The following is a 19,251-nucleotide window of genomic DNA, read 5'->3' as shown; positions in this document are numbered from 1 at the left end:
CAAGCCTTTTTTTGCACTCCTTTTGCTAATGCCTAAAATCTCACTACGCTTTTTTAAGATTTTTATAAAAGCATATTTTATAATCGCACGATTTGCGTGCCTATGCCACCTAGCTTTGGTGGCGCATCACAAAAGCTAACTACCTTTGGGTGTGTGCTTAAAAACTCGCGTGTAACCCTTGCTAGCACGCCACCACCTAGTCCGTGGCATATTGCCACCTCATCAAATCCGGCCACCAAACTTTGAGAAATAAAATCCTCCATAGCCTCTATCGCTTCCTCTACGCGAAATCCGTGCAAATCAAGACTAGGGCTTGCGCCACTATGTGCTAACTCTAGAGTGTAGCCTTTTGTTGCTACACTTTTTGAGCTATCTTTTTGGAGTTTATGAGTTGGCAAAAGATTTGAGTGGCTTTTTTCATTTGCCTTTGCAAAATCCACCTTTAGCCTCATACCAGAATCTAGCTCTACCAAAAAATGTTTGCTATGGATTTCTAGGATTTTGCCTCTTTTGCCATTATACTTGATAGTATCACCCTTTTTGTAGCTAGATTTTGGATTTGTCGCGTTTGTAGCGCGTGCTTTTGTGTGCCTAGCATTTTTGGCATTCTCATCGCTCTCATCATCTTGTGCATAAAAAGACTCCAAAATCTTATGAGCAGTATTGATATTTCTATGAGCTTCACTCATCGTGTTTGCTTTTTGCTTGAGTGTATCTAGTGCTTCTTTGTATGCCCTCTCCATTACCATTTCTTTCTTTGCAAATTTTTCTTGTAGTGCGATGATGAGTTCGTCATATTGCGCTGATTTTTTTTGTAGATTTTCTAGCTCTTTTTGTGCTTGTTCTTGCTTGGATTTTAGCTCTATTTCTAGCTTGCTAGATTGCTCTATAAGCTCATTTAGTCGCTCTTTGTCCTCGCCATAGTGCTTCCTTGCCCTCTCAACCAAAAGAGTAGGAATCCCATATCTCTCCGCACTCTCAAAGGCATAGCTTTTGCCAATGCTTCCGTGCAAAAAATCAAATAAAGGCTTGCCTAGATTGACATCAAAAAGTGCCGCACTCATCTGCACACGAGAATCCCCAGCCATAAGCGAAGCAAGCCGTTTGTGATGAGTGGTAAGCACGATTTTATTACCCCTTTTTAGAATCTCATCTAGCAGGATTTGATAAAGCGAGCTTGCCTCATCAGCATCTGTCCCTAGCTCGATTTCATCGATTCCCAAAAGCATATTTTCTCGCCCCAAATTTTGGCTAAACTCAAGCATTCGTCCTGCAAAAGTAGAAATATCATTTTTGGTGTTTTGAGGGTCAGAGATGATAGCAGCGATTTGCCTAAAGTGAGGAATCCTACTTTTATGAGGATTTATTTTCATAGGCATTAGAAGTTTGGCTAAAAACACCGCACTTAAAATAGATTTTAGTAGCATTGTTTTACCACCAGCATTTACGCCTGTAAGGATAAGTGCGCCTTTGTCAAAGACGATATTTGTAGGCTTTGGGTTTGCTAAAATCGGGTGGCAAAAATCGTGCAAAATGATTTTTAAAGAGTCGCTATAAAAACTTGAAATATCTTTTGCTTGCTTTGCTTTTTTTTGGCTAGCGACATAAGGCAAGATAAATTCCAAATTTTTAGATTTTGCAAAATTTAGTCGCGCTTGAAGTAAATCAAATTTATCAAACTCCTTATCAATAAAGCGCAAAAACAAAATATGTTTTTTAAGCAAAATCGATAGATTTTTAGCGATATTTGCTATCTCTACTTCAAGGCTATCTCTTAGGCTATTTTGTCGCTCATAAAGCCTAGCAATAGCACTAGGCAGGACATAAAAATACCCACTTTGCGTGCGCTCTAAGATATTGCCATTTAATGCCTTACTAAAACCAGCTTTTAGCAAAAGTGTTTGACACTCATAAATAAAATGCACTTGCTTATCAACCAAATAAGATTCTAAATGTTTAGAATTTAATAGCGCAGAGAATTCGGATTTTATGCTTGAAGCGACATTTGAGATAGAGGATTTTATAGAATCTATTTGCGGGAAAATACCGTCTTTTATCTCGCCATTTTGTGTAAAAATAAGCAGAGATTCTAGCAAGTTTGGAGGAAAAATGATTTTTTCTATCCATTCTTTTAGAGTGCTTTTAGCAGGGATTTGAGAGTTTTTTTGGATATGTTTTTGCAATGTGCAAAAATACCCCAAAATCTTGCTAATGTTATAAATTTGACTCAAATGCAAATTTCCATTTTTGTTTAAGTGCATTAGCGCAGGCTCTAGCAAATCTACGCGTGGGATTTGTGGCAGGTGGATACTATCACAAAATGCCAAATCTAGCTCATCTATCATTTTCTTATACACAGCCAAATCGCCGTTTAAATACATTGGTTTTTTACGCGCAAGAAAAGTAGCAAAATCTGCAAAAAAGGATTCTAAATCAAGCTGCTTTATTAGTTTGCAATCCGCACTGCTAGCCAAAAATTCATAGCAATCATTGATTATATTTTGCTCTTGCTCTTTTTGCGTGTCGCTAAAAGTTTCACTGATTTGTGATTTTATACTTTTGTCATTTTGTGGATTTTTTTGCGCTATTTGCATTTGGGATTCTTTAATTTATATTTATGAAATTTAATACCCTATTTCATAGAGTTTTTTGCGCTCACTTGAGCTTGCGATATTGAGCTGTTTTCGATACTTGGTTATCGTCCTGCGCACGATTTTTAGTTCAAATTTTTCTTCTATCATTTTTAGGATTTTTAAATCACTTAGCGGTTTTTTCTTGTTTTCACTTTTTATGATTTCGCTTAGAAAATCTTTTATTGAAGCATTGCTTACATCGCCCTCAATCGCAGTGGTAAAAAAGCTCTTTATCGCAAAAATCCCCCTTGAGCACTCCAAATATTTATTAGAAATCGCTCGTGAAATCGTGCTTGGTGCATATCCTAGTTCTTCGGCAATATCTTTTAGTTTCATAGGCTTCATCTCTCCCCCCATAAAAAAATCATACTGATAATCCACTATCATAAGCCCGACTTTTTTTATCGTGGCTTTGCGCATCTCAAGCGCGTCTATCAAGTCGCGTGCTTCTTTGATTTTCGTTTTTATGTAGATTTGTGTGTCTTTGTCTGTATCTTGGGGGGTTTCTGCCATATTTGCGTTTCTATTATTTCTTAGTGTGTCAATCCTAGATTCTCTATTTTCTAGCTCGATTATTGGGTAGTATTCATCATTGCTTCGCACGATTACGCTTCCCTCCTCCTCAAGCACATAAATATCAGGGATTTTATAGCTTTCCTCATAGTCAAAATCTAGCCCGGGTGGATTTTTAAAACTTCGTATGATTTTCATCGCTTCTTCATAAAAGGGCGATTTTTTGTATTGGGTATGCGAGCTTAGGTTGTGGATTATCTGTGTGCAAAGCTCATAAGTATCGTTATCCGTGCCACTTGATTCTAGCTGAAAGCAAAACGACTCAAGCACATCTTTTGCCCCTACCCCGCGAGGCTCTAAGTAGCAAAATCGTAGCCTGATTTTTTCATACTCCGCTTCCTCTACGCCAAGCCTCTTAGCACACGCCTCGCTATCCTCTCTAAAATACCCCTCGCTATCAATCCCCTCAATAATATCAAAGGCAATTTGCTGACTAATATCTGTGGGAAAAAGCGGGGGAGAAATCTGCGCTCTTAAATTTTCATAGAAGCTATCTTTTGCGATTGTTAGCTGCTCGATTTTCTCGCTTATGCTAGATTTTGCACTTATGCTGTTGCTTTTTTTGCTTGCCTTACTTGCTTTATTAACTCTCCCAAAATCCTCTTCCCTAGCATTTTTTATATTGATAAATGGATTTTGCATAGCGCAATCTTTTAGGATTTCTTCTACTTCGGATAAATCCCCTTGCAAAATCGGTAGCCAGCTTTTTAAGGTATTGGATAGCTTGCCTTTGATATTTTGCCGTAGTCGCATAGAAGCCTGTGCCATTTATCCACCCCTTGCCAAATCTATGCTCTAAAATGCTCGCCCAAGTAGTAGCGGCGCACAAGGGAGTTTTGATAGATTTCATCTGCACTTCCGCTTGCAAGCAGTGAGCCAGACTTTATCACATAAGCCCTTTGGCATACTGATAGCGTTTCGCGGACATTGTGGTCGGTGATAAGCACGCCTATATCCATTTCTACAAGTTTTTGGATAATCTTTTGAATATCAATCACAGCAATAGGGTCAACCCCAGCAAAAGGCTCATCAAGCAAGATAAACTTCGGCTCTTTGATAAGTGCGCGGGCGATTTCTACGCGCCGTCTTTCCCCACCACTTAGACTTAGTCCTTTGCGCTTGCGTATAGGCTCGATATTAAATGCCTCTAGCATTTGCTCGATTTTGTGCGAGGCTGCTTTTTGGTTTTTAAATGTAGCTTCTGCAGCTAGTGCTAGATTTTCCTCTACGGTTAAGTCTTTGAAAATACTTGATTCTTGTGGGAGATAGCCTATGCCTAGATTTGCCCTTTTGTGCAAAGGATAGTTTGACAAATCCTCCCCGTCCAAAAACACCCCTCCAGAGCTAGGCTTTAGCAGTCCGCAAATCATATAAAAAGTCGTGGTTTTTCCAGCTCCATTTGGTCCTAGAAGTCCTACCACTTCGCCACTCTCAAGCGATAAAGAAATGCCATTTACGATTTTGGTTTTTTTGATATGTTTGGCTAAATCTTTCGCTTCTAGCTTATGCTCTCCCAATTTCACTCCTTGTGTTTTAGCATTTCCTATTTAAATTCCTAATATTTTAGGGTTTTAGATTTTGTGGTTTTATTAAAATTAGTTAGAACAAAAATTGCTTGGTATTATAGTCGGCATTGTCTTAATTTTCAATGTTTTTAGTGCTTTTATGGAGAAATTTTATAAAATCTGCAACAATGAGCGCGAAAATCAAATTTTGCACTGAATTGTATCGCTTCTTTTTTGCGCTCTGCGTTGTCTTTGTCGCTTATCATCTCATCTAGCAAATCCAAACTCTCCGCGATACTCACTTCCACACATTCAAAGCCACTTGACTTTAGCAATGGCAACACCTGCTCCCCCCACTCAATGAAGTGCCAACCATCTTGGCTTAGCCACTCCAAAAGTCCAAGCTCTAAAACCTCGCGTAAATCTACATTATACAAATCATAGTGATATACTTCCTCATATTTATTTTCGTATTTTTCTTTACCCACATTTTCATCTTTGCTTGCTTTATTATTTGTGCTTTGGGGCTTTTTGCCTACTCTGCCATACTCGTGTCGTATCCCAAATGTAGGTGAGCTAACCGCTAAAAACTCCCCGCCCATACTTGATAAAATCGCTTGTATAAGTGCGGTTTTGCCACTGCCTACCGCCCCACTTAGCACAAAGATTCTCTCTTTTTTCTCCAAAATATTCAACGCGATTTTGCTTAAATTTTCTACATTCGCACAAAAAATCCTATTTGGCACAACCACTTCAAAGCCACTAAAATATTGCTTTGGCGTATGTTGATTGTTTTGCATTGCTTAGTTTTATCTGCTTATAAAGTATTTGCTAGTCGTTTTGCACGCGCATTTCTTTCGCGCCAAAGTTTTCCTTGATACTTGCTATGAGTTCTTTATTTTCAGATAGAAATTTTTGTGTGAGATTTTGGGCAGAATCCTGTGTCATATCCGCATTTGCAGAGTCTGCACTCTCCGTATTTTCCGTGCTTTGTGGGGGCATTTCTGCGGAAGCCGCATTTGAGCGTGCATTTTGTGTGTTTGCTTGTGCTTCTTGCTCATTTGATTTTGCAAAATCTTTATAGGTATTTTTGATTTCTACCTCGCCAAATACTTCTTTTGCAAGCAGGACTATCACGCTATATCCGCGCTTTAGTTGCTCTTTTTGTTGTGCGTTTGGATTAGATTTCCAATACAGCACACCGCTATCCACACGCTCAAACTCCACACACACGCTAAACACCTCTCCCAGCTCATAAGAGCGGTCATAAATCCTTTTTACTAGCTCATCAAATTTCGCTTTATCATCTATGCTACCTACGCTAGCATTTATGTGATTTTGCACTTGATTTTGCAAATCTTGCGGGTTTTGCAAATTTTGTGGGTTTTGTGGTGGTTGCGAGTTTTGTAAGAGAGAATCAGCACCTAAGATAGAATCCCCACTTTGTGCTAAATCCCCTTGCGATGATTCTTGCAAGTTTAGTGATTCTTGTGAATGTGATGATTTTTGTGAGGCAAAATCATTCATCGCCATAGCAGAGGTTTGTGCAAGATTTTGAGATAGATTTGAGGTGGCAGAAGCGGTGTTTGAAGTTATTTGCAGATTGCTATTTTTTGCAAGGGCTGATTCTAGGGATTGTATAGCTTCATTTATATCCTTTAGCTTCATAGCTTCACGCATTTTTAGGCTGATAAGCGTTAGGACAAATGCCCCATCTGGATTTAGATTTAGCAGTGATTTTGCACGCGATAAAATACCTAAAAATCTATCCAAAAGTAGCAAAGGAAAATCCTTACTCCCCCCAAAAAGCGCGTCTTTTAGAAATAGCAGCATTTCATCAATTATCATTTCGCATTCATACTCACTTAGTGCTTCCAAATCACGCTTTAGCCCCTCCTCATCATTATGCAAAATACTACCAAAAAAGTTTTTTAGCACTTGAGGGTCTACTACTCCTAGCATTTGAGTTACTTGCTGTGTGGTTAGGAATTTATCACAATAATTTATCGCTTGGTCAGTAAGTGTGAGCGTATCTCGCAAGCTACCTCCACCAGCCCTAGCAATAATCTCTAGCGCACCATCATCATAGCCCACTTCCTCTTTTTGCAAAATCATCTTTAGATGTGCCACAACAAGCCTATGTGGAATCTTTTTGAAGCGAAAATGCTGCGTGCGAGACAAAATCGTAGCAGGCAGTTTCAATGGGTCAGTGGTGGCTAGGATAAATTTCACATATTGTGGCGGTTCTTCTAGCGTCTTTAGCAGTGCGTTAAACGCCTCTTTTGTCAGCATATGCACTTCATCAATGATAAAGATTTTAAATCGTGCCATTGCAGGGGCGTATTTGGTTTGCTCAATCAAATCACGGATATTATCAATGCTGCGATTTGAAGCAGCGTCCATTTCGATAATGTCGATATTTCGCCCCTCTAGCGTGGCTTTGCAAATATCACATTCCCCACAAGGAGTAGAAATAGGTCCCCTCTCACACTCCAAAGCCCGCGCAAAAATCCTAGCCGAGCTTGTCTTCCCACTCCCCCTAAGCCCGCTGAAAAGATAGGCGTGCACAATGCGATTTTTATCTAGTGCCATTCCTAGCGTTTGAGAAATCGCCTCTTGTCCTACGAGGTCAGAAAACAGCTGTGGGCGGTATTTGAGTGCTAGGGCTAGCGACATAGATTCTCCTTATAAAGTCCCAAAATCGTGCAACCAAACAATACTAAAGTAGCGCAAAAATGAAGTTGAAATTATAATGACATTTTTGCAACATTTGCCACAAAACTCTAAAATGTTACTCCCTAGAGGCGATATTATTTTCTCGCTATTTTTAAGAATGCTTAAAAAGACAAGCAAGACATATACACTACCAAAATAGTGCAAGTAGTGTAGCTTGAAGCAGTAATCTTAAATCTTGAAGTGAAGTTTGAAAAGGAAGCGCAAATGACAAAAAATCTCAATAAAATCAGTAGAAACCAAAGAAGCAAAAGAAACCAAAAAATCCCTAGCAAAGATTTAAAATCCATTTTCAAATCCCTCCCAAATATCACACACTCCCAGCTACTTCGCATAAGATTTAGCGCACCAAAAAAGACTTACAAAAAACTAAAAAATCTCTGCTCTTTCATTGATAAATCCACAATCAATGATTTGCAAAAAGCGACAAACTCACTTATGCAAATCGCCACGACACTCTCTAGCGATGCCGCATTTAGCAATCTAGTCGAAGAAAGCAAGTAAATAAAATCATAATAACTTTAGACAACGCCTAAAAAGCCTAATTTGTGTTTTGGATTCTTAGATTTTGCCTATCTTACAAAGCATTTTGCAAGATAGTGAGATTTAAGCAAGATAGATTGCAACTCATTAAAACTTCTTGTGATAATATTGCACCTAGATTTTTACAAAACAAATAGTCTTTTTAAATAGCCCTTACCTTAGATAAAACTAAACACTTTTATAGCTAATCATTTTTGCTATCTTTTGCTTCACTTAGCACACTTAAGGCGCACTCACAACAAAAGGCACACAATGAATCTAATGAAATCCCTGCCAAATTTCCTAACCATTAGTCGAATTTTTTTAAGCGTTTTTTTGCTATTTTTTTTGCTACATAGTGATTTGCTGCTGCCTGCTTGGGTGGATAAAAGCTGGGTAAATTACTTTGCTTGCTTGATTTTTTGTATAGCAAGTATCACAGACTTTTTTGATGGCTACATAGCGCGAAATTTCAAGCTAGAATCCACCTTTGGTGCGGTGTTTGACCCACTAGCAGATAAAATGCTGATTTTGAGTGCATTTATCGGGCTACTACTTGTAGGCAAGGCAAATGCTTGGGCAGTGTTTATTATTTTGAGCAGGGAGTTTTTTATCACAGGCTTGCGAGTGGTGGTAGCTTCTGCAAAATCAAACCACAATAGCAATTTTGCAAAAAATTCTAGCCCAAATTCTACAAAAGATTCTAAAAACACCAACAAAGCAGGCGAGCATATCAAAGCAAGCAATCTAGGCAAATACAAAACAGGAGTGCAAATCACTGCGATTGCGTTTTTGCTAGCAGGTATTTTTCCCGGTGGAGAAGTGCTTTTGTGGCTAGCGACTTTTATCACGGTGTATTCAGGTGCTGACTACACGATAAAATACTACAAAGCCATTTCCTAGCATTCTAACTCACGCAAGACGCATAAACTTAAGGACACAAAATGATAGAAGCACTATTGGCACTTTGTTTTTTGATATTTTTTCACGAGCTAGGACACTTCCTTGTAGCAAAATATTTTGGCGTATTTGTAGAAGTGTTTAGCATAGGATTTGGACCAAAGATATGTAGCGTGCAGCTAGGTGAGACAAAATACGCCATTTCTGCCATACCGCTAGGTGGCTATGTCAAGCTAAAAGGGCAAGATGACTTACGCCCACTTCACAAAGACTTTGCAGATGATAGCTTTAGCACAAAGCCAGCATATCAAAAAATGCTGATTTTGTTTGCAGGACCATTTTTTAATCTCCTCTTAGCGTTTTTTATATACATTGCGGTAGGCTCTATGGGGATAAAGACACTCTCTCCGCAGATAGACACGCCCAAAGAAAACTCACCCGCAAGTCTAGCCAAACTCCAAAAAGGCGATACAATCCTGTCCATAGATGATTTCCAAGTGCGCTCGTGGGAGGATATAGCCCAAGCTATCTCAAACTCACAAAAACCACAATCAAAATCTAGTGCAGATTCTCCCACCCTAACGCCCTTGCGCTTTTTGATAAAAAGAGAATCCCAAACTTTTGAGGTCATCATCACTCCCCAAATGAGCCTTACAAAAAATATCTTTAATGAAGAAGTCGCTCGCCCCATAGTCGGCATAATGCCAAGTGGCGAAGTTTTTGAGCGAAAGTTTAGCCCAAGCGAGCTAGTAATATTTGCATTTGAGGAGTGCAAAAAATCCTCAACTTTGATTTTTGAGGGGGTAAAAAAGCTCATCATCGGCACGATTCCACTTGGCGAAGTGGGTGGAGTGGTAGGCATCGTAAATATTATGGCAGATATTGCACCAAGCGGGTTTGTCGCCTTTGGCTTACTTGTCGCACTTATATCTATAAACTTAGGCATTCTAAACCTATTGCCAATCCCCGCACTTGATGGCGGACAAATGCTTATCACTATCTATGAAGCAATAGCCAAAAAGCCTATAAATGAGCGCGTGCTATACCTCATCACTACCGCAGGCTGGGCATTATTGCTAGGGCTTATGCTACTAGGACTTTACAATGACTTCTCACGCATATTCCCCGAGTCGCTAAAATCCTTGCCACGCATAGAGCCATAAATCTTTATCTAGCATAGTGTGAAGTAAGGAAAAATATGACACCTTTGAGTGTGAGTGCGCTAAACACACAGATAAAATCCCTCATTGAAACGACATTTTTGCAAGTCTCACTAGAGGGGGAAATCAGCAACTTCACGCTACATAGCTCAAGCGGACATTTATACTTCAGCCTAAAAGACGAAAAAAGCGTGATTTCGTGTGTAATGTTTAGAGGTAATGCAAAAAGCCTAGATTTTACCCCACAAAACGGCGAAAAAGTGCTACTAAAAGGCACACTAACTGTGTATATCCCGCGCGGTAGCTACCAAATCATCGCCCAAGAAATGCGCCCAAGCGGACAAGGCGAGCTAGCTCAAAAATACGAAGCCCTAAAAAAAAGCCTAGAAAAAAAAGGCTACTTTGCAAAATCGCTAAACCCAAAGCCCCTCCCTGCTTTTCCCAAAAAAATCGCCCTGCTTACCTCTCTAAATGGTGCAGCCCTCCAAGATATGCTAAGGGTGGCAAACACTAGGTGGAATCTAGTGCATTTTGTCGTATTTGACACTCTCGTGCAAGGTGGGGAAGCAAAGCACAAAATCGCACAAAATATCGCTTATGCTGATAGCTTCTATGGTAGCAAAGAAGCCTTTGATATTATCGTGCTAAGCAGGGGTGGTGGGAGTATGGAGGATTTGTGGGCTTTTAATGAAGAAATCGTAGCAGAAGCGATATTTCGCGCACGCACGCCTATCATCTCTGCAGTGGGACACGAGATAGATTTTGTCATCAGCGACTTTGTGGCAGATATGCGAGCACCTACACCAAGCGCGTGTATGGAGATGATTTTGCCAGATAAAAAAGAGTGGCTTATAAGACTTGATGATTTAGCCCAAGCACTAGATTTTGCCTTTGGCAAAAGGCTAAAAAAAACGAGCGAGGCTTTGAGCGATTTGCGCTTGATATATGAGTCTATAAGCTATGAGACAAAGCTAAAAAATCACACCAAACAGCTAGAATTGCAAAAAGAATTGCTAAATAATGCGATAAATGCACGGCTAAAAGAAAAATCCCAAAATCTAGCCTTGCTATCTCAAGGTTTTAGTCTAGATATGATTTTTAAGCAAAAAAAACTTATCCTAGAATCGCTAAAGCAAGCCCTGCTTTTGCAAAATCCACAAAACAAAATCAAAGCAGGCTATGCCCAAATCTCACGCAAAGGCGCAATCACTCCATTGCAAGACTTGCATATAGGAGATGAGTTTGAGCTATGTGATGGCAAGCTAGAAGCAAAAGCCAAGCTGATATGAAACCACTAGATAAACCAAAATCACAAAAAACCACAAAATAGCTTTGCAAAATCTAGCATTTTTCGCAAAAATATAAACACAGCTTATGAAAATCACTACGCAAAATCTAGTCAGCACTTATTCTCTTACCGCTCACTTTGCTTGTGATAAAAATTTTTGAAAAATTTTTATCACAAGCAAAGTCTAAAAATCACAAAACCCAACCATATCATTGCTAGCTTTTGCCTAGCCTTTTTATAATTTTCCTCTATGATTTTTATGCTTTTTCTCTCAAGCCTTTCTCAAATCCCCTCAATATATTCGCGCACTTTTTGGACAATCCAATCAGGTGTGCTAGCCCCCGCTGTGATTCCACAAGTCTTTTTCCCACCAAACCACTCCTTTTTGACTTCGCTTTCATCTTCGACTAGGTAGCTATCCTCGCAATTTTGTTTGGCGATATGTAGCAGTTGCTTGGTGTTTGATGAAGTCTTGCCACCCACGACTATCATAATGTCTACTTTTTGGCTTAGCTCTCGTGCGGCGTTTTGATTGTCAAAAGTGGCATTGCAGATTGTATTAAAAATCCGCACTTCTTGGCATTTGGCGATGAGAAAAGAAGCGATTTGGCTAAAGGCTTGGATTTGTTTTGTGGTTTGAGAGATGAGGGCGACTTTGCGCGGGAGCTTTATCGTTTCTAGTTCGCTAGGGCTTGAAATCACTATCGCACCGCCATTTGCATAGCTCATCACGCCTTTTATCTCTGGGTGCTCTATATCCCCAAAAATCACGATTTTATACCCCTCATCACTCATTTCTTGAGCGATTTGTTGAGGCTTGGTTACAAACGGGCAAGTCGCATCGACAAGATTAAAATCTTTTTTTTGAATCTCCTCTAAATCATCTTTAGGAATCCCGTGCGTGCGGATAATAAGCGTGCTTCCCTCTTTTTGATTATCGATTGCTTCTCTAAAATTCTCGTGCAAGCCTACGCTAAAATCCCGCTTCAATCGGTTGATTTCTTGGTAATTGTGTATGAGTGGACCTAGAGTGTGTGCGCCTTTGTTTTTCTCTGCGATTTTTATCGCCCTCCTCACACCAAAGCAAAATCCGTGTTTTTCAGCAAGTAGCACTTCCATAGTATTCCTTTGTCATACCTTTTGTCATCTATTTTGCAATCTGTATTTCTGCGATTTGAGATAAAATCTCCAAAAAATTAGGAAAAGAAATATTCATACAAGATTCATCATCAATTTGCAATGGAGTGATAAGTCCCGCGATAGCAAAACTCATAGCGATTCTGTGGTCGCCAAAAGATTTGATTTGTGGAATCTGCTCTCTATGCCCTCCTTGCCCGCTCTTGTCAAAATCGCCCTTTTTATTATCGCTAAAAAACCCTCCACCATAGATGATATAGCCATCTTCCCTCTCCTCATATCCTACGCCAAGCGCGGATAGATTTTGCAATACCGCTTTGATTCTATCGCTTTCTTTTACGCGCAGTTCTTTTGCATTTTTTACTTCACTTACGCCATTTGCCAAAGCCATAGCGATACTAAGCGCGGGTAGCTCATCGATAAGCCACGCGATATTTTCCTCTACTTTTACCCCTGCGAGAGTGCCACTAGCCACATATATGTCGCCCACTTCCTCGTATTGTGTTTTTACATTTTCATAGCGGATTTTCGCGCCCATTTTTTCTAGCACTTTGTATGCTTCTATGCGCGTGGGATTTAGGGCGACATTTTTTAGTAGCACTTCACTATTTGGCGTTATAGCTGCTGCAAGTGCGAAATAAAACGCACTTGATGGGTCAGCAGGCACGGCAAAATCTAGCGGCTCTAAAGCGTGAGATAAAGGGGAAATATAGATTTTGCGTCCGCTTAAATTTTTTGGGCTAGAGTCCGCATTGTCAAATTCGCAAGAATCTGCTTTGGCTAGACTTTCTACCTTTATAGGTGCGTTCATACCTGCTAGCATTGTCTCGGTATGTGCGCGAGTGAGGGTTGGCTCGATATATACGCTTGGGGATTTTGCGTGCAGGGCGGAGAGAATCATAGCAGATTTTACTTGTGCACTTGCTATTTGGCTAGTGTAGCTAAAGCCCTCTAGCCTCTTAGCGATGATACTAAGCGGTGCTAGCCCACCATAGCGACTAAAGATACTAGCACCGATACTCCTAAGGGGCAATATCACGCGATTCATCGGGCGAGCGCAAAGGTATCTATCCCCACTTAGCACACAATAAAACCCGCTCTTTTCACTAGAGTCGCTAGAATCCACATTAGATTCTTTTGGCATTTTCTCACTTCCTGCTAGCCCTGCCAAAAGCCCGATATATAGCCGCATAGCTGTCCCTGCATTACCACAATCAAGCACGCAATTTGGCTCGATAAATTTCTTTGGTGGGGTAAGCCTCATCACACTTAAGCCACTAGAATCTACACTAGATTCTACGCTTAACCCCAAAGACTTAGCAATATTTAATGTGCTAATGGTATCACCAGCTTGCAAATAGTTGCGCACGATACTTGGCTTATCACAAAGCAAGGCAAACATAGCACTTCTATGCGAGATAGATTTATCAGGGGCGATAGAGTCTAGCTCTAAGCAAAAATGTGATTTTGCTTTGGGGGAAATGCGTATCATACTTTTAGTTTTGCACCAAAGGTGGATTCTAGGAGTGCTAGCACGGCTTGGATACGACTAGATAGCTCCTCCTCGCTAAGGCTAGAATGCTGTGGCACAAACACAAGCCTAATAGTAAGCGCAAAGCCATCTTTCTCATAAATGTCAAGCGGATATGCTTTGAATAGATTTTCTATGCCCGCTTGCAAAATCGCTTCTTGTATGTCTATGAAAGGAATGTCCTTGTCTATTAGCACCGTTATATCACGCTCATTTGCGTGCAGGCGCGAAGTAGGCAGGGCTTTACTCACTGCAAGGCTTGGAATCTCATAAATTTCAGCAAAAAAGCTCTCATCTATTTCTAGCTTTGCTTGCAATGTTGGATTTAGCTTGGCTACTATGCCGACTTTGCGCCATAGCGTTTGGCTAGATTGCTCCAAATCTTTTTCTTGATTGTCCTGTGCTTGGGATTCTTGGGCTTCTTGGCTAGAATCTAGTGCGATAGATTTTTGGCTTGGGACAAAGACTTCAGCGCAGATATATGGGTGAGCTTGGCTTGGTGGAGTGCTTGGCTTTGATAGTCTAAACTCACCGATGATACTAGATAGCACTTCACAAAAGCTATAAAAATCCCATTTTTTTCCTTTTGGGTAGGGGTAGGATTCCCCTCTTTCTAGCCCACTTACCGCAAGTGCAAAATGCTCTTTTTGCTCCCTTTTTGCGTCATATACTGCACCGATTTCAAACAATCTAGCATTTTTATAGCCTATATTTTGGTTGCGCTTGATTGTCTCAAAAAGTGCAGGGAGGAGGCTACTTCTAAGCGTGTCTAGCTCGGTTGTGATAGGATTGCTAAGCTCTAGGGAGGACTCTAGCGTATCATATCCCCACTCTTGCAGTGTGCTTTTTTGCTGAAACAAAAAATGTATGCACTCATAAAATCCACTCGCCAAAGCACGAGTGGCTAAATCCCGTTTGTTTAGATAGGACTTAAGCGTGGGTGTGTGGGTATGTGGCTGTATGCCTAGATATGGCACAAGAGGAATATTTGCTATGCCATACACTCGCAAAAACTCCTCTGTAATGTCTTGCTGGGAGTGAATATCGTGGCGATATGCTGGTGGAATGATACGAAAAATATCCGCCTCGCCATTTGCTTCTATGCGAAAATCTAGCTGTTTTAGAATCTGTGCGATTTGCTCCTTTGAGACGGACTTGCCTACGGCTTGGCTGATAGCTTCAAAAGAAGCTGTGATGACAATCCTATCTTTTGCTTCTTGCATTTCAAGCTCTTGATAACCCGAGTAAAGCAAACAATCACTTCTAGAGTGCAAAATCTCACAAAAGAAATTCATACCTACAAAAAGCTGTGGGTTTGCCCCACGAATAGAGCGGTAAGTAGTGGCTTTGTCTTGGGGGATTTTGTGCGTGAAAAGGCTTTGGGCTATGATATGAGGAGAGAGGAAACTCGCTTGGATAACCACAAGTAGCGAAGTATCCTCCTCTTTGTCCTCAAAGTCTTGTGTATCTTGCTCGCTATCTTGCTCATCATCATCTCGCCCTACAAAAGATTCTAGCTCGTATTTTTTTTGCGGTGCAAAATCGCTCGCATCGCCATTTATCGCTTCGCTATTTGTAGCGACTTCTGTATTAGATTCCTTTGATTTCGCGCTTTTAGAAGCACTTTGGGCAGAATCCGTGTTTGGCGTTTTTGCCCCCTCCTCTATGATAGAAAAATCAGAACTAAAATCCGAGCCCTTAAAAGAGGTTTTTACCCCTATGACACAAAGTTTGTTATCCTCTTTGTCATAGACACACTCAAAGCCTTTTTCATCTTTTTGCACCTTTAGCGTAGCAGGTAGCACGGTATTGCTAGGAAGTGCGTAAATATCAAGTAGCACACCCGTCATAAAGATAGTGAAATTTTTGTGATTTTCTAGAATACTTTTGGATAGCAAGCCATTGTATGAAAGGATAATCTCCTCAATGATAGAGGGATAGACTTTTTCTATTTTTGCGACTTTATAAAGCAAAAGCGAATCGATATTGCACTTTGCTATGATATTTAGCACCCTGCCTACACCTAGTGCTACCGCGCTTTCTCGCTCTCTTGGCAATGATATATATGTGTCAAACACCCCTGCTAGCTCGCGTGCGATACCTAGCACGCATAGACAATCGCCACGATTTGGCGTGAGAGAAACCTCTAAAAAATATTGATTGAAAAAGGGATAATCGCTTAACTCCCTGCCAAGCTCTAGCTCACCCACACTAGAATCTAGCACCATAATGCCATCATTTGTCTTAGCGCAGCCTATCTCACTAGATGAGCAAATCATTCCATAGCTTGTTACCCCTCTTAGCACACTTTGCTTGATTTCAAAAAACGCGCTTTTTTCGTCCTTTGGTGGTAGCTTCGCCCCCTCCAAAGCAAGGGCTACAAATTGATTTTGTGCTACATTTTTTGCACCACATACGATTTGCAAAGTCTGACTTCCAATATCGACTTGACAAACGCTAAGTTTATCTGCATTTGGGTGGGGGGACTTTGAGACGACTTTGCCGACAACCACGCGCTTAGAAACCTGAAGTTTCCATACTTTTTCCACTTCGATTCCAATATCATTTAGAACCTTAGTGATTTTGTCTATGTCATAGCCCTCTAGATTTACAAATTGGGATAAAAGATAAGTAGAAATAATCATCTAAGATACTCCTAAAACTGCTCTAAAAGGGCTAAATCATTCTCATACAAGCTACGCATATCGCTAATCCCAAGACTTAGCATACAAAGCCGCTCAATCCCCATACCAAAGGCAAACCCACTCACATTTTCATACCCCACAGCTTTAAATACATTATCATTGACAAGCCCACAGCCAAGCACTTCTAGCCAGCCACTATGAGAGCACACGCGGCAGCCATCTCCTCCGCAAAAAACGCACGAAATATCTACTTCCGCACTTGGCTCTGTAAATGGAAAAAATGATGAGCGAAATCGCACTTTTACTTCGCCAAACATAAATCGCAAAAAATTCTCTAGCACATATTTGAGATGAGCAAAGCTCACTTTGCCCACCTCATCGACTAGAAGCCCCTCGATTTGATGAAACATAGGCGAATGTGTCAAGTCATAATCTCGTCTAAAAGTCGCTCCCGGACAAATCATTTTGATAGGTGGCTTTTGCGATAGCATTGTGCGGATTTGCACAGGCGAAGTATGCGTGCGAAGTAGTTTAGAATCATTGAAATAAAAAGTATCTTGCATTTCTCGTGCAGGGTGGTATTGGGGGATATTTAGCGCGGTGAAGTTGTGAAAATCATCTTCTACTAGCGGTCCCTCACACAGCTCATAGCCCATACTTATAAAGTATTGGATAATCTTGTCTTTGGTGTAGTTTATCGGGTGTCCCACACTGCGCCTTTGCGTGCCACTAAACAAACTCACATCGATTTTTTCGCCCTCTAGCGAAGCGTGAAGTTTGGCAGATTCTAGCTTTTGCTTTTGTGTAGTGTATATGGATTCAAATTCATCTTTAAGTGCGTTTAGCTCTTTTGCTTTTTGCTTTTTTTCCTCTTGGCTTAGCTCTCTAAGAAGTGCAAACTGCTCTGTCAAAATCCCCTTTTTGCCCAAAATCTCTATGCGCAGATTTTCCAAATCTTGCAGATTTTGGGCAGACTTTAGCCTATCCCAAACCTCACCAAAAGCCTTATCAAAAACAGCCATTTATACGCTCCTTAAAGCTTTTATTGCATTATCAAGCCACGCAAACAAATCTAGGCTAGCAGAGATTGCCAAAATAAATAAAGATTTCACACCAAAAATACAAACAAACCAAGATGCAAAATCCTAAACCCCCTAAAAAACCTAAAAAAACAAAAATCTAAAATCACCCTCCAAAATCAAAAAAGCAAAAATACAAGTCGCCAAAAGCACTATGCAAGCAATCCTAAAAGCACCATTACCCCAGACATTATCTCTTGGAGAATTGAGGGCTTCTGCGGGCTTTTCGTTTGCCGTATTTTTTGCGCTCTACCACGCGAGAATCGCGCGTAAGCAAGCCTTTTGGCTTAAGCACAGCGCGGAAAGCAATATCATAGCTATTTAGAGCTTTAGAAATCCCGTGTCTCAAAGCCTCTGCTTGTGCAGAATACCCACCACCAAAAGCACTAGCTTCAATATCTACGGATTTTTCTTGCTTGGTTAGCACAAGCGGTTGTAGGACTTTTTTCTTTATCGCTTCGTGTCCGCCTAGCCACATATCTAGCGTTACGCCATTGATGATTAGCTTGCCACTACCAGATTTTAGCCAGACTTTAGCGATTGCGCTCTTTCGTTTGCCTGTTGCGTAGATTTTTTTTGCCATAGTGTCTTTCTCCTTTATTTGTCTTTGCTTGTTTTATTTGTGTTTTTTGAGCTACTTTTGGCGATTTGGGCAGTGTGTGGGTGCTCCTCGCCTGCATAGACTTTTAGCTTTTTTATCATAGCTCGTCCAAGTTTTGTTTTGGGTAGCATTCCGCGCACTGCTAGATAGTATAGCTTTTGTGGGCTTTTTTCTAGCATTTCTTGGAGTGTCTTTGACTTGGTGCTACCAAAGTAGCCAGAATGCGTGAAATACTCCTTATCTTGTAGCTTCATACCAGAGAAAGCCACCTTTGTAGCATTTACCACTACTACGAAATCTCCACAATCCACATTGGGCGTGAATGAGGGCTTATGCTTGCCTCGCAAAAGTGTAGCGATTTGGGTGATTAGCCGTCCGAAAGTCTTGTCTTTTGCATCAAGCAAATGCCACTCACGCACGACTTCACTAGCGTTTATGGATTTTGTCATTTTGTCTGTTTTTGCCATTTTTGTATCCTTAAGATTAGCATTTGTTACAAAGGCAGAATTATAGCGTTTTTATCTTAAGCTAAACTGAAATTATGCAATTTTTAAGGTTTAGCACCTTTAATGTAGCACTCTATCAAAGCGACAAAATCCAAAAAAACTAGATTTTGCCAACGCATATTCTCGCAATGACGAAAAAGTGGCTAGCAATGACAAGTCGCTTAATTCCCCCTCCCTTGCAGGTGGCGATTCCACTTATTCCCCCTCCCTTGCGGAGGGGGTAAGGGGGTGGGTAAATCCACTACTCCACAAATTCCCTACATTTTGCACTAAAACTGTGCATATCACACTCACACCGCCCAAAACCTAGCAAAATATCTAATAAATCCACAAAAATCAACATTTTTTGCACAATCTTAACAAAAACTACGAAAAATCTAAAAACCTTAACAACCACCTAAATCACGCGCTTTACACCTACAAAATTTTCCGTTTTTT

16 protein-coding genes are annotated in these 19,251 nt (G+C 40.5%); 5 read left to right on the top strand and 11 right to left on the bottom strand.

Annotated elements, in window-relative coordinates:
- Positions 1 to 77: 77 nt before the first annotated feature.
- From HMPREF2086_RS02455 to HMPREF2086_RS02435, 5 genes are all read right to left on the bottom strand, one after another.
- On the bottom strand, positions 78 to 2,594 hold the full coding sequence (locus HMPREF2086_RS02455) for an endonuclease MutS2 (RefSeq protein ID WP_023927169.1): 2,517 nt from the start codon (positions 2,592 to 2,594) through the stop codon (positions 78 to 80).
- Between the two features lie 30 nt (positions 2,595 to 2,624).
- Positions 2,625 to 3,974 carry an RNA polymerase factor sigma-54 gene (locus HMPREF2086_RS02450; protein WP_023927167.1) on the bottom strand — a complete coding sequence of 450 codons (1,350 nt, stop codon included), beginning with the start codon at positions 3,972 to 3,974 and terminating at the stop codon, positions 2,625 to 2,627.
- Positions 3,975 to 3,994: 20 nt separating this feature from the next.
- The gene (lptB, locus tag HMPREF2086_RS02445; RefSeq protein ID WP_023927165.1) at positions 3,995 to 4,723 is read right to left on the bottom strand and encodes an LPS export ABC transporter ATP-binding protein; all 729 of its coding nucleotides are present in this window, start codon (positions 4,721 to 4,723) and stop codon (positions 3,995 to 3,997) included.
- A 146-nt stretch (positions 4,724 to 4,869) separates the two neighbouring features.
- On the bottom strand, positions 4,870 to 5,511 hold the full coding sequence (tsaE, locus tag HMPREF2086_RS02440) for a tRNA (adenosine(37)-N6)-threonylcarbamoyltransferase complex ATPase subunit type 1 TsaE (RefSeq protein WP_023927164.1): 642 nt from the start codon (positions 5,509 to 5,511) through the stop codon (positions 4,870 to 4,872).
- A 31-nt stretch (positions 5,512 to 5,542) separates the two neighbouring features.
- Positions 5,543 to 7,387, bottom strand: a complete 1,845-nt coding sequence (locus tag HMPREF2086_RS02435) for a DNA polymerase III subunit gamma/tau (RefSeq protein ID WP_023927162.1) — start codon at positions 7,385 to 7,387, stop codon at positions 5,543 to 5,545.
- A gap of 264 nt (positions 7,388 to 7,651) precedes the next feature.
- Here HMPREF2086_RS02435 and HMPREF2086_RS02430 point away from each other — a divergent pair, with 264 nt between their 5' ends.
- From HMPREF2086_RS02430 to xseA, 4 genes are all read left to right on the top strand, one after another.
- Positions 7,652 to 7,948, top strand: a complete 297-nt coding sequence (locus HMPREF2086_RS02430; RefSeq protein ID WP_023927161.1) for a hypothetical protein — start codon at positions 7,652 to 7,654, stop codon at positions 7,946 to 7,948.
- A gap of 300 nt (positions 7,949 to 8,248) precedes the next feature.
- Complete coding sequence (gene pgsA / locus HMPREF2086_RS02425; RefSeq protein WP_034560776.1) at positions 8,249 to 8,869, top strand: CDP-diacylglycerol--glycerol-3-phosphate 3-phosphatidyltransferase; 621 nt, start codon at positions 8,249 to 8,251, stop codon at positions 8,867 to 8,869.
- Positions 8,870 to 8,910: 41 nt separating this feature from the next.
- Positions 8,911 to 10,029: an RIP metalloprotease RseP gene (gene rseP, locus HMPREF2086_RS02420; RefSeq protein WP_023927157.1), complete on the top strand. Its 1,119-nt coding sequence runs from the start codon at positions 8,911 to 8,913 to the stop codon at positions 10,027 to 10,029.
- A 35-nt stretch (positions 10,030 to 10,064) separates the two neighbouring features.
- Entirely contained in the window at positions 10,065 to 11,315 is a 1,251-nt protein-coding gene (gene xseA, locus HMPREF2086_RS02415; protein WP_023927155.1) for an exodeoxyribonuclease VII large subunit, read from the top strand.
- A gap of 281 nt (positions 11,316 to 11,596) precedes the next feature.
- On the opposite strand, the gene HMPREF2086_RS02410 is transcribed toward xseA, so the two are convergent.
- The 6 genes from HMPREF2086_RS02410 to rplM all read right to left on the bottom strand — a co-directional run bounded on the left by HMPREF2086_RS02410 (position 11,597) and on the right by rplM (position 18,756).
- Complete coding sequence (locus HMPREF2086_RS02410; protein ID WP_023927153.1) at positions 11,597 to 12,433, bottom strand: 4-hydroxy-3-methylbut-2-enyl diphosphate reductase; 837 nt, start codon at positions 12,431 to 12,433, stop codon at positions 11,597 to 11,599.
- Between the two features lie 28 nt (positions 12,434 to 12,461).
- A complete protein-coding gene (aroA, locus tag HMPREF2086_RS02405; protein ID WP_023927152.1) occupies positions 12,462 to 13,943 on the bottom strand; it encodes a 3-phosphoshikimate 1-carboxyvinyltransferase in 1,482 nt (493 codons plus the stop codon).
- Positions 13,940 to 16,627: a YtpR family tRNA-binding protein gene (ytpR, locus tag HMPREF2086_RS10620; RefSeq protein WP_023927150.1), complete on the bottom strand. Its 2,688-nt coding sequence runs from the start codon at positions 16,625 to 16,627 to the stop codon at positions 13,940 to 13,942. The genes aroA and ytpR overlap by 4 nt, the downstream gene beginning before the upstream one ends.
- Positions 16,628 to 16,638: 11 nt before the next feature.
- On the bottom strand, positions 16,639 to 17,649 hold the full coding sequence (gene pheS / locus HMPREF2086_RS02395) for a phenylalanine--tRNA ligase subunit alpha (RefSeq protein WP_023927148.1): 1,011 nt from the start codon (positions 17,647 to 17,649) through the stop codon (positions 16,639 to 16,641).
- A gap of 247 nt (positions 17,650 to 17,896) precedes the next feature.
- Positions 17,897 to 18,289 carry a 30S ribosomal protein S9 gene (gene rpsI / locus HMPREF2086_RS02390; RefSeq protein ID WP_023927147.1) on the bottom strand — a complete coding sequence of 131 codons (393 nt, stop codon included), beginning with the start codon at positions 18,287 to 18,289 and terminating at the stop codon, positions 17,897 to 17,899.
- Between the two features lie 14 nt (positions 18,290 to 18,303).
- On the bottom strand, positions 18,304 to 18,756 hold the full coding sequence (gene rplM / locus HMPREF2086_RS02385) for a 50S ribosomal protein L13 (protein ID WP_034560772.1): 453 nt from the start codon (positions 18,754 to 18,756) through the stop codon (positions 18,304 to 18,306).
- A 196-nt stretch (positions 18,757 to 18,952) separates the two neighbouring features.
- Between rplM and HMPREF2086_RS11365 the strand changes: the two genes are divergently transcribed.
- Positions 18,953 to 19,123 carry a hypothetical protein gene (locus tag HMPREF2086_RS11365; protein WP_156921305.1) on the top strand — a complete coding sequence of 57 codons (171 nt, stop codon included), beginning with the start codon at positions 18,953 to 18,955 and terminating at the stop codon, positions 19,121 to 19,123.
- The last annotated feature ends 128 nt before the right edge of the window (positions 19,124 to 19,251 follow it).

The sequence above is a fragment of the Helicobacter macacae MIT 99-5501 genome (assembly GCF_000507845.1).
Lineage (GTDB): Bacteria > Campylobacterota > Campylobacteria > Campylobacterales > Helicobacteraceae > Helicobacter_B > Helicobacter_B macacae.
The sequence above is the reverse complement of the archived record's forward strand: the minus strand, read 5'-3'. Positions and strand labels throughout refer to the sequence as shown.